The sequence below is a fragment of the Atlantibacter sp. genome (genome assembly GCF_032062175.1).
In the GTDB taxonomy this organism is placed as follows: domain Bacteria; phylum Pseudomonadota; class Gammaproteobacteria; order Enterobacterales; family Enterobacteriaceae; genus Atlantibacter.
Map to the genome: position 1 here is coordinate 13,785 of NZ_DAMBQK010000008.1, position 11,443 is coordinate 25,227.

Genomic DNA, 11,443 nt, shown 5'->3' on the forward strand with positions numbered 1-11,443 from the left:
TTTTTACGGAGGAACCATGCTGCCAAACTCATCAACACGTCTTAATAAATACATCAGCGAGAGCGGTATTTGCTCCCGTCGTGAAGCCGATCGCTATATCGAACAAGGGAACGTTTTTATCAACGGTAAGCGCGCCGGGATTGGCGATCAGGTGGTTGCCGGAGACGTGGTGAAAGTGAACGGCCAGCTGATCGAACCCCGTAATGAAGAAGATTTGGTGTTTATCGCGCTCAACAAACCGGTCGGCGTGGTCAGCACTACCGAGGACGGCGAGAAAGACAATATCGTCGATTTCGTTAACCACAGCACCCGTATTTTTCCGATTGGCCGCCTGGATAAAGATTCCCAGGGGCTGATTTTCCTGACTAACCATGGCGACCTGGTGAATAAGATCCTGCGCGCCGGCAACGACCACGAAAAAGAGTATCTGGTGACGGTGAATAAACCGGTGACCGATGAGTTTATTCGCGGTATGGGCGCGGGCGTACCGATGCTGGGCACAGTAACCAAAAAGTGCAAAGTGAAGCGCGAAGCGCCGTTTGTGTTTCGCATCACCCTGATTCAGGGACTCAACCGCCAAATCCGCCGGATGTGCGAGCACTTTGGGTTTGAAGTCACGAAGCTTGAGCGCGTACGCATCATGAACGTGAGCCTGAAAGGGCTACCGCTGGGGGAATGGCGTGATTTAACCGATGACGAGTTAATCGAGCTGTTTAAGCTGATTGAAAACTCTTCCTCTGAAGCCAAACCCGCGAAGAAAGCAAAACCGAAATCCGCGCCTGTTAAAAGCCCGGCTGCAAAACCCGCCAATAAAAGCGGCGCAAAAACCCCGGCAGAGCTTGGGCAGCGCAAGCGCTTTACGCAGCCCGGTCGCAAGAAGAAAGGCCGCTAGTTTAGCGTTTACCGCGGGTATGGGTGCTGGCGCTCCAGGAAAAGGTGCTGGTGGTATCGGGTTTTAGCGCCTGCTTTTTCTTAACGGCGCGTGCCTGTTTAGCCGCTTTTTCGCGTTCGGCCATCAGTTTGTCGATGTACTCCTTTTTGACGTGGTTGGCTTCTGAGTTGGTCAGCGGTCTGCCGTGGGCGATTCTGGCGCGGTCGAGCAGGGTTTTGAGTTCGCGCTGCTCGCTTTCGGTCATCTCTTTTTGGGTCAGTCGGGGCGTTGCCATGGTAAACCTCTCAAGTCGGGGGCTGTCTGTAGACTACTGCCCTGGCGTGTTTACCACAATCGCATTACCGATAAAAAAACAGCCCGGCGAGCGGGCTGAGTTTTCTAGGCTTTGCGCTTTTTCAGGCGCTTAGCGGGTGAGCCATCGACCGGTTTGCCTGACCAGTAGCCTGCAAGCAGCGAACCCGACAGGTTGTGCCATACCGAGAACAGCGCGCCAGGCAGCGCCGCAAGCGGGGAGAAGTAGATTTTACCCAGCGCGGCGGCAAGGCCGGAGTTCTGCATCCCCACTTCAATCGCCAGGGTGCGGCAGGTGGATTCGTCGAAGCCAAACAGCCGTCCGCCCCAGTAACCACCCAGCAAACCGATAGTGTTATGCAGGATCACCGCCACAATCACCACCAGGCCTACCGAGGCGATATGCGCGGCGGAACCCGCCACCACGGCGCTGATAATCGCCAGAATACACACCATCGAAAATGCGGGCAGGTAAGGCTCCACGGCTTTTACCAGCCGGGGAAACAGATGGTGGACAATCAGGCCCATGCCGATTGGGATCACCACAATTTGTAAAATGCTCAACAGCATACCCATTACGTCGACCTGAATATGCGCATCCACATACAGACGGGTCAGCAGCGGCGTCGCCACCACACCCACCAGGGTGGAGACGGAAGAGATGGTCACGGATAGCGCCACATCGCCTTTCGCCAGATAAATCATCACGTTTGACGCGGTGCCGCTGGCCACGCTGCCTACCAGCACCATCCCGGCGGAAAGATCGGGCGGCATCTTAAACAGCATTGCCAGCAGCCACGCCGCGAGCGGCATCACCAGATAATGCAGGAAAATCCCGGCGGCCACCGGCGCGGGGCGCGACAGCACCCGTTTAAAATCATCGAGCTTCAGGTGCACGCCCATGCCGAACATAATCAGCATCAGCAAGGTGGCGACCCAGGGACCGATTGGCGTGAAGGTGGACGGCGTGTAATACGCGATAACCGAGAGCAGCAGTGCCCAGAGCGGGAACAGCCGCGTCAGTAATGCCAGCATGTTGTTTTCCTTTAAGTGTGTTGGTGTGTTCCCCTGCCGCTGTGATCGCGGCGGTGCGTTATCGCTGTAGGGGAAAAGGCCCGAACGAGAGCCATAAGTATTGTGTATCGTGTGGGGAAGTTTTATTCAATTGAATTATGGTCATCTACCCCTTCTGAGGCCGCAACGCCCCAGAAGGGAAATCCTGACTCACTCGAATAAGTTGTGATGCAGTTTCTGAACCACTTGTTCCGCGTCGCTGCCCGGCACAAGGAAGCACAGGTTATAGCTGGATGCGCCGTAGCAAATCATACGGATGTTGAACGGCTCCAGTACGCCGAAGACCTCTTTGCCCACGCCGCAGGCTTTCGACAGGTTGTTGCCAATCAGCGCCACCAGCGCCAGGTCCTGCTCGACTTCCACGCGGCACAGGGAAGAAAGCTCGGTCAACAGCGCCTGGGTCAGCAGGGTATCGCCGGTTGACGTAGAGCCCGTGGTATCGAGGGTCAACGCCACGCTTACTTCAGAGGTGGTGATCAGGTCGACCGAGATATTATGGCGCGCCAGGATGCTGAACACTTCGGCAAGGAAGCCGCGCGAGTGCAGCATATTCAGGCTGTGCAGCGTCAGCAGCGTTTGCTTGCGGCGCAGCGCCAGCGCACGGAACAGCGGAGGATTATGGGTTTGATTGCACACCAGCGTGCCGCCCGCTTTCGGGTCTTTGCTGGAACCGACGAACACGGGAATATCGCTGCGCACCGCAGGCAGCAGGGTCGCCGGGTGCAGCACTTTCGCACCAAAGGTCGCCATTTCGGCGGCTTCTTCAAAAGCGATTTCATCAATGCGTTTTGCCGACGGTACCACGCGCGGGTCAGTGGTGTAGATGCCCGGTACGTCGGTCCAGATATCCACGCGGCTGGCTTTTAACGCTTCGCCCAGCAGCGCGGCGGTGTAGTCGCTGCCGCCACGGCCCAGCGTGGTGGTGCGGCCTTTGGACTCGCTGCCGATAAAACCCTGGGTGATCACCAGCCCTTCCGCCAGGCGCGGAGCCAGTTGCAGGTTGCTCAGTTCAGCAAGGGCGCTGACGTCCGGTTCAGCGCGGCCAAAGCGGTCGCTGGTGCGCATCACTTTACGCACGTCAAACCATTGGGCGACCACGCCGCGCTCGCGCAGGATCTCAACAAACAGCAATGTAGACATCAGCTCGCCGTGGCTGACCAGTTCGTCGGTCAGGGCATTCGAGGTCGCCAGCGATGCGGCTTCCGCCAGGGTAGTAATGTTTTCCAGCAGGCGGTCGATCTCTTCGCGGATCACCTGCGGATTCGCCAGATGACCTAAAATGTCATGCTGGATTTTGCGGATGGCGTCCAGCTTCACAAAGCGTTCCGTGGCTTCAAGGCCTTCGGCCAGCGCAACCAGCAGATTGGTCACGCCCGCAGAGGCGGATAGCACCACAAGGCGTACGTTGGTATCGGAAAGCACCACGTCGGCGCTGCGGTTCATGGCGTCGAAGCTGGCGACGCTGGTGCCGCCGAATTTCGCGACGACGATAGGGGATGTTGTGTGCGACATAACTACCTCGTGTGATTCCCTTCGCCTTTCACGTTGTAGTTGCGTTGGGTCGTTTGCTTTGGGAATGCTAATTAATCATTTTTTTTAACGCTCGCTTTTATAAATAAAGTTTCCACCGGGCCCTTGTCAACGCTGGGGTTATGTGGATTTTTCATGTTCCAGGATAGTCCAGGAAAATAACTTATAACCGCTATACTTTGCCGGGACGCTCGATTCAGCAATCTGGCGGCGGCGTATTCGTCGAGTGGTACGGGCAGGGCACAAAAGTCATCGCAATTGCCCGGAGTAGCGCTACAATCGACGGCAGTCACATTTTTCAAATCCACATGAGTATTGCTATGAAAAACATCAATCCAACGCAGACTTCTGCCTGGCAGGCACTACAAAACCATTACGCTGAAATGAAAGATGTCACCATCGCGTCGCTGTTCGCCGACGATGCTGACCGTTTCGCTAAGTTTTCCGCAACCTTCAACGATCAGATGCTGGTGGACTACTCCAAAAACCGCATCACGCAGGAGACGCTGGATAAACTGTTAGCGCTGGCGAAAGAGACCGATTTGCAGGGCGCGATTAAATCGATGTTCTCCGGCGAGAAAATCAACCGTACCGAAGACCGTGCGGTGCTGCATGTGGCGCTGCGTAACCGCAGCAACACCCCGATTCTGGTGGATGGCAAAGACGTCATGCCGGAAGTCAACGCGGTGCTGGAGAAGATGAAGTCTTTCTCCGAAGCGATTATCTCCGGTAACTGGAAAGGCTACACCGGCAAAGCCATTACCGACGTGGTGAACATCGGTATCGGCGGCTCTGACCTCGGTCCGTTTATGGTGACCGAAGCGCTGCGCCCGTATAAAAATCATCTCAATATGCATTTCGTCTCTAACGTTGACGGAACGCACATCGCTGAAGTGCTGAAGAAAGTGAACCCGGAAACCACCCTGTTCCTGGTGGCGTCCAAAACCTTCACCACGCAGGAAACCATGACCAACGCCCACAGCGCGCGCGACTGGTTCCTGAAAGCGGCTGGCGATGAAAAATACGTAGCAAAACACTTCGCTGCCTTGTCTACCAACGGTAAAGCAGTCGGCGAATTCGGTATTGATACCGCCAACATGTTTGAATTCTGGGACTGGGTCGGTGGCCGTTACTCCCTGTGGTCGGCGATTGGTTTGTCGATCATCCTGTCCGTGGGTTACGACAACTTCGTTGAACTGCTGTCCGGCGCGCACGCCATGGACCAGCACTTCTCCACCACCGAACTGGACAAAAACCTGCCGGTACTGCTGGCGCTGATTGGCATCTGGTACAACAACTTCTTTGGCGCGGAAACCGAAGCGATCCTGCCGTACGATCAATACATGCACCGTTTCGCGGCTTACTTCCAGCAGGGCAACATGGAATCCAACGGGAAGTTCGTTGACCGTAACGGTAATGCCGTGGATTACCAGACCGGCCCAATCATCTGGGGCGAACCGGGCACCAACGGCCAGCACGCGTTTTATCAGTTGATCCACCAGGGCACCAAGCTGGTGCCGTGCGACTTTATCGCCCCGGCGATCACCCACAACCCACTGTCCGATCACCATCCGAAGCTGCTGTCTAACTTCTTCGCGCAGACCGAAGCGCTGGCGTTCGGAAAATCCCGCGATGTGGTTGAACAGGAGTTCGCCGATCAGGGTAAAGATCCGAAAACCCTCGATCACGTAGTACCGTTCAAAGTGTTCGAAGGCAACCGCCCGACCAACTCCATTCTGCTGCGTGAAATCACGCCGTTCAGCCTGGGCGCGCTGATTGCGCTGTATGAGCATAAAATCTTCACCCAGGGCGCAATCCTGAACATCTTCACCTTTGATCAGTGGGGTGTGGAATTGGGTAAACAGCTGGCCAACCGTATTCTGCCGGAGCTGAACGATAACAGCGATATTAGCAGCCACGACAGTTCTACCAATGGCTTAATTAACCGCTATAAATCCTGGCGCGGATAATTAGCGATAACGTTAAAAAATCCGGCGTAATGCCGGTTTTTTTTATCGGATTTATCCCGTTGCCGCAGGTTTATTTAAACAATAGCCGCTGAGGTTTATCTGAAAATAAATTCAGCCACGTATGAAGGAAGAAGGTAATTTAGGATTAACCGGAGGCTTTGTTTTGACTTGTTATTTTTAACTACTTGCTTTTAAAGTTTATTTATTAATTTTCCCGGTGCTTTTCTCCCGCGTTGTTTAATTGTCCGAAAGCCGTCCGGCTATTTCCCCATCACGTCAAATCCCCGTGTCAGGTTATGTATACTCGGTAGCGCCTGGATAATTCAGGTATATCTCCATTCATTCAATGAAAGGAACCTGGTATGAAGAAAATAACCTACGGCGTATTTGCCGTGTCTCTGCTTGCCGCATCGTCTGCTTTCGCCGCTTCGGTGGAAGTGGGTGAAGCGGCGGGTAGTGCCGCGACATCGGTCTCAGCAGGCACCTCTACTGCGACCAGCGCCAGTACGGTTGGTTCGGTAGTCGGTGTGGCGCTTGCCGCAACGGGCGGAGGCGACGGTTCAAACACCGGAACCACGACAACCACCACAACCAGTACCACCCAGTAACGTAACGGGTGTTTTAACCATAACCACACTGCGGTGTGGTTATTTTGACCCTGGGGAAACGCGTGAAGCGAGTCGCGATCATTACAGTTTGCCTGCTGCTGCAGGCGTGTTCTGCCAATCTCACCGGCATGGGTAAGTCACTCTGGCACAGCGTGACGGGGCAAGACGGCGTCACGCTCACCGATGACGAAATCCACAATATGCCTTATGCCAGCCAGTACATGACGCTTAACAACGGCCCGCAGCTGTTTGTGGTGCTCGCCTTCTCGGAAGACGGGCAGCAGAAATGGGTGACGCAGGATCAGGCCATGTTGATTACCCAACACGGACGGCTGGTTAAAACCACCGGATTGAGTGACAACCTGCTCCAGGTGAGCAATCTGGACGCCGACCCGTTGAAGGCACCGGGGCAAATCCGCGACGGCGCAGGCTGGACGCGGGTGATGGGCTGGACCGAGCATCAGCAGGCGCGTTACGCCACCGCGCGCTCGCAGTTTCGCTGGCAGGGCAGCGACAGCCTGAAAACCGGCAGCGATATCACCCCCGTTCGGGTACTGGAAGAGACGGTGACGACCGATCGCACAAGCTGGCGCAACCGCTACTGGATCGACAGCGACGGGCAGATCCGCCGCTCTGAACAGTGGCTCGGAGCCGACTATTACCCGGTTACTACGCAACTCATCAAGGCGGCGAAATCATGAGAATGCTTCCTTTCACCGCCCTCATTCTGAGCCTGTTAAGCCAGAGTCTCCACGCGGCGGGTACGGTGACAGTACATCGCACCGACAGCGGCGAGACGTTGAAAATTGAGGATGCCCAACGCTTATCGGATGTGGTCACCCAACCCGCGCTGGCGCACAGCTGGTGGCCCGGTGCCGTGATTGGCGTCACCGGGAAAACCCGTGATCAACAGGCACGCCATCAGCAGTTACTGTCTCGCCTGGCCTCTCTTGCCGCCCAGGAATCGGGCGAAGACGCTGCGGCTATCCGCCAGGTTCAACAGCAAATGGCGGCAATCAAGGTTACCGATCGCCAGTTTGTCGATCTCGATCCCGACACTCTGAGAGTAAAGACCGCTGCCAATAAGCCGCTGGCAGGAGAATACACCCTGTGGGCCGGGAAGATGCCCGACCATATCACGCTGTACGGCCTGGTCAGCGGCGCGGGGAAAAAACCGTTCACGCCGGGCAAAAGCGTGGCGGAGTACCTCGACGAAACCGCGTTGCTCAGCGGTGCGGAGCGCAGTGTGGTTTGGGTGATTTACCCGAACGGACGGGTGCAAAAAGCGCCGGTGGCGTACTGGAACCAACGCCACGTCGAGCCTGCGCCGGGCAGCGCTATTTTAGTCGGCTTTTCGGAGCGGCTGTTTTCATCGGCGTATGACAACCTCAACGCGCAACTTGTTGATTCCCTGACGCATCGGATACCGCAATGATAAAAAAACGCTACCTGTATAGCCTCGTGGCGCTGGCCGTGGCGTCGACGTGCCAGGCAGAAACCTGGCCTGCGCCGGTTGGCCCGTCGCAATCGGATTTCGGCGGCGTGGGCCTGATGCAAACGCCCACGGCGCGGATGGCGCGCGAAGGCGAACTGAGCCTCAACTATCGCGATAACGATCAGTACCGCTATTACTCCGCCTCGGTGCAACTGTTCCCGTGGCTGGAAACCACGTTGCGCTATACCGATGCCCGCACCCGGCGCTACAGCGGCGTCGAGGCGTTCTCCGGCGATCAGACATACAAAGATAAAGCTTTCGATCTCAAACTGCGGCTGTGGGAAGAGAGTTACTGGATGCCGCAGGTTGCCGTCGGCGCGCGGGATATCGGCGGGACCGGGCTGTTCGATGCTGAATACATCGTGGCGAATAAAGCCTGGGGGCCGTTTGATTTCTCGCTGGGATTAGGCTGGGGCTATCTGGGCACCAGCGGCAACGTCAAAAACCCGTTCTGTTCGTACAGCGATAAATACTGCGTGCGCGACAACAGCTATAACAAAGCCGGTTCGGTAGATGCAGGCCAGATGTTCCACGGCCCGGCGTCGCTGTTTGGCGGGGTGGAGTATCAAACGCCGTGGCAGCCGCTGCGCCTGAAGCTGGAATATGAAGGCAATAACTACACCCAGGACTTCGCCGGTAAGCTTGAACAGAAGAGCAAGTTTAACGTCGGCGCTATTTATCGCGCCACCGATTGGGCCGACGTTAACCTGAGCTATGAGCGCGGCAACACCTTTATGTTCGGCGTCACGCTGCGTACCAATTTCAACGACCTGCGACCACGCTATAACGATAACCGCCGCCCGGAATACCAGCCGGAGCCGCAGGAAGCGATTATCCAGCACAGCGTGGCGGCCAACCAGTTGACCCTGTTGAAATACAACGCCGGGTTGAACGACCCGCAGATCCAGACCCAGGGCGATACGCTGTACGTCACTGGCGAGCAGGTGAAATACCGCGACTCGCAGGAGGGCATTGCGCGCGCCAACCGGATCGTGATGAACGATCTGCCCGACGGCATCCGTACCATCCGCGTCACCGAGACGCGCGCCAAAATGCCGCAGGTCACCACTGAAACCGACGTCGCCAGCCTGCAACGTCACCTTGAAGGCGAGCCGTTAGGCCAGGAAACCGCGCTGGCGCAAAAACGTATTGAACCGGTAACGTTGGAGAACCCGGAGCAGGGCTGGTATATCGAGCCATCGCGCTTTAGTTTCCACCTCGACCCGGTGTTGAATCAGTCCATCGGCGGGCCAGAGAGTTTTTATATGTACCAGGTGGGCGTGATGGGCACCGCCGACTGGTGGGTCACCGACCATCTGCTGACCACCGGTAGCCTGTTCGCCAACATCGCCAACAACTACGACAAATTTAACTACACCAATCCACCGAAGGATTCGTCCCTGCCGCGCGTGCGTACCCACGTGCGCGAGTACGTAGAAAACGATGTCTACGTGAACAACCTGCAAGCCAACTATTTCCAGTATTTCGGCAACGGTTTTTACGGCCAGGTTTACGGCGGCTATCTGGAAACCATGTACGGCGGCGCAGGGGCGGAAGTGCTGTATCGCCCGGTGGACAGCAACTGGGCCTTCGGCCTGGACGCCAACTACGTCAAACAGCGTGACTGGCGCAGCGCGCAGGACATGATGAAATTCACCGACTACAGCGTGAAAACCGGTCACCTGTCTGCGTACTGGACGCCGCCGTTTGCCCAGGACGTGTTAATCAAAGCCAGCGTCGGGCAGTATCTGGCCGGGGATAAGGGCGGTACGCTGGAAGTGTCCAAACGCTTCGACAGCGGCGTGGTGGTGGGCGGCTATGCTACCCTCACTAACGTTTCACCGGATGAATACGGGGAAGGGGACTTCACCAAAGGCGTGTACGTGTCCGTGCCGCTCGATCTGTTCTCGTCTGGCCCGACGCGCAGCCGCGCAGCTATCGGCTGGACACCGCTCACCCGCGACGGCGGGCAGATGCTGGGCCGTAAGTTCGATCTCTACAGCATGACCAGCGATCGCAGCGTCAACTTCCGCTGATTATTGCCGCCGCGCGCCCTGGGTTTCATACGCAGGCGCGCTGGCTGCTGGTTAAAACATAAGCAAATAAAACTAGATCTGGATCACATTTCTGACGTATAACGATTCCTCACTCCTGAGATGAGGACGCTGTTATGTCCACGCTATCCGCTTCGTCACGCGCGCGCGGGGAATGGGTCTCTTCCATCCTGCAAACGGTGCTGAATCTTGGCTTACTCAGCCTGGGCCTGATCCTGGTTATCTTTCTCGGAAAAGAGACCCTGCATCTGGCCGATGTGCTCTTCTCGCCCATTCAGGCCAGCAAATACGAGCTGGTGGAAGGGCTGGTGGTTTACTTCCTCTATTTCGAATTCATCGCCCTGATCGTGAAGTATTTTCAGTCTGGCTACCACTTCCCGCTGCGCTATTTCATCTACATCGGCATCACCGCCATTGTGCGGTTGATCATCGTCGATCATAAATCGCCGATGGATGTGCTGATCTATTCCGGCGCGATCCTGCTGTTAGTGATCACGTTGTGGCTGTGCAACTCAAAACGGCTGAAACGCGAATAAAAATGGCGGCCCGAAGGCCGCCGAAGGGAGTCACAGATAAGGAAAATCACAACGGCAATTGAGGATAACAACAGTGGCATATAACGATGAAACTTAGCCTTTCACGCCCCCCGCCGTCAGCCCACTGACCAGCCAGCGCTGGGCCAGCAGGAACACCAGGGTAATCGGGATAGCGGAAAGTACCGCAGCCGCAGCAAAGTCGCCCCACAGGTAGTTTTGCGGGTTGAGGTATTGCTGCATGCCCACGGCCAGGGTGTAGCTATTTACATCACGTAACAGCAGCGACGCCACCGGCACTTCGGTAATGGCGGCGATAAACGACAGAATAAACACCACCGCCAGAATCGGCACCGACAGCGGCAACAACACTAAGCGGAACGCCTGCCACGGCGTTGCGCCATCCAGCGCGGCGGCTTCTTCCAGCGAACCGTCGATGGTTTCGAAATAGCCTTTGATCGTCCAGACGTGCAGCGCAATGCCGCCGAGATAAGCGAAAATCACCCCGCCGTGGGTATTCAGGCCGATAAACGGAATGTACTGGCCGAGGCGATCGAACAACGCATACAGCGCCACCAGCGACAGTACCGCCGGGAACATCTGGAAAATCAGCATACCTTTCAGCAGGGTAGCCTTGCCGGGAAAACGCATACGGGCAAAAGCGTAGGCGCAAGTGGTGGAAAGCGCCACTATGCCGATTGCAGTAATGCCGGCGATTTTCACCGAGTTCCACAGCCACAGCAGGACCGGGAACGGCGGCGGCGTGACGCTGCCGTTGGCATGAACCACGTCAAAGCCCAGCGCCAGCTTCCAGTGTTCCCAGGAAATTTGCTCCGGGATCAGGCTGCCGGTGGCGAAGTTGCCCGAGCGCAGCGAGATCGCCACCACCATCAACAGCGGGAACATAATGGCGGCGATAAACATCAGCAGTAACAAGTGCGTGATAAACAGACGCAGCTTTTGAGATTTCGGTTGAACCATAGCCATGTGTCGTCT

General features: G+C 56.4%; 11 protein-coding genes. 7 read left to right on the forward strand and 4 right to left on the reverse strand.

What is annotated here, in order from left to right; translation table 11 throughout:
- Window positions 1–16 precede the first annotated feature (16 nt).
- Window positions 17–892, forward strand: a complete 876-nt coding sequence (gene rluF / locus RT120_RS09455) for a 23S rRNA pseudouridine(2604) synthase RluF (protein ID WP_312982092.1) — start codon at window positions 17–19, stop codon at window positions 890–892.
- Between the two features lies 1 nt (window position 893).
- Here the strand turns inward: rluF and RT120_RS09460 are convergent, their stop codons facing one another.
- The 3 genes from RT120_RS09460 to lysC form a co-directional block, all read right to left on the reverse strand.
- Entirely contained in the window at window positions 894–1,166 is a 273-nt protein-coding gene (locus tag RT120_RS09460; RefSeq protein WP_125294774.1) for a DUF3811 domain-containing protein, read from the reverse strand.
- Window positions 1,167–1,270: 104 nt separating this feature from the next.
- Window positions 1,271–2,218 carry a ketopantoate/pantoate/pantothenate transporter PanS gene (gene panS, locus RT120_RS09465; protein WP_312982094.1) on the reverse strand — a complete coding sequence of 316 codons (948 nt, stop codon included), beginning with the start codon at window positions 2,216–2,218 and terminating at the stop codon, window positions 1,271–1,273.
- A gap of 189 nt (window positions 2,219–2,407) precedes the next feature.
- Complete coding sequence (gene lysC, locus RT120_RS09470) at window positions 2,408–3,769, reverse strand: lysine-sensitive aspartokinase 3 (protein WP_312982096.1); 1,362 nt, start codon at window positions 3,767–3,769, stop codon at window positions 2,408–2,410.
- A 338-nt stretch (window positions 3,770–4,107) separates the two neighbouring features.
- Here lysC and pgi point away from each other — a divergent pair, with 338 nt between their 5' ends.
- The 6 genes from pgi (at window position 4,108) to psiE (ending at window position 10,450) form a co-directional block, all read left to right on the forward strand.
- Entirely contained in the window at window positions 4,108–5,757 is a 1,650-nt protein-coding gene (pgi, locus tag RT120_RS09475; RefSeq protein ID WP_312982097.1) for a glucose-6-phosphate isomerase, read from the forward strand.
- A 362-nt stretch (window positions 5,758–6,119) separates the two neighbouring features.
- Entirely contained in the window at window positions 6,120–6,365 is a 246-nt protein-coding gene (gene yjbE, locus RT120_RS09480) for an exopolysaccharide production protein YjbE (protein ID WP_144131041.1), read from the forward strand.
- A gap of 62 nt (window positions 6,366–6,427) precedes the next feature.
- Window positions 6,428–7,066, forward strand: a complete 639-nt coding sequence (locus RT120_RS09485) for a YjbF family lipoprotein (protein ID WP_312982098.1) — start codon at window positions 6,428–6,430, stop codon at window positions 7,064–7,066.
- Window positions 7,063–7,800, forward strand: coding sequence for a capsule biosynthesis GfcC family protein (locus RT120_RS09490; RefSeq protein ID WP_312982099.1), 738 nt, complete (start codon window positions 7,063–7,065; stop codon window positions 7,798–7,800). The genes RT120_RS09485 and RT120_RS09490 overlap by 4 nt, the downstream gene beginning before the upstream one ends.
- Entirely contained in the window at window positions 7,800–9,896 is a 2,097-nt protein-coding gene (locus RT120_RS09495) for a YjbH domain-containing protein (protein WP_312982303.1), read from the forward strand. Before RT120_RS09490 ends, RT120_RS09495 begins: the two co-directional genes overlap by 1 nt.
- Before the next feature lie 134 nt (window positions 9,897–10,030).
- Entirely contained in the window at window positions 10,031–10,450 is a 420-nt protein-coding gene (psiE, locus tag RT120_RS09500) for a phosphate-starvation-inducible protein PsiE (protein ID WP_183169921.1), read from the forward strand.
- Between the two features lie 93 nt (window positions 10,451–10,543).
- Here psiE and malG read toward each other — a convergent pair whose 3' ends face one another.
- A complete protein-coding gene (gene malG / locus RT120_RS09505) occupies window positions 10,544–11,434 on the reverse strand; it encodes a maltose ABC transporter permease MalG (RefSeq protein ID WP_312982100.1) in 891 nt (296 codons plus the stop codon).
- Between the last annotated feature and the right edge of the window lie 9 nt (window positions 11,435–11,443).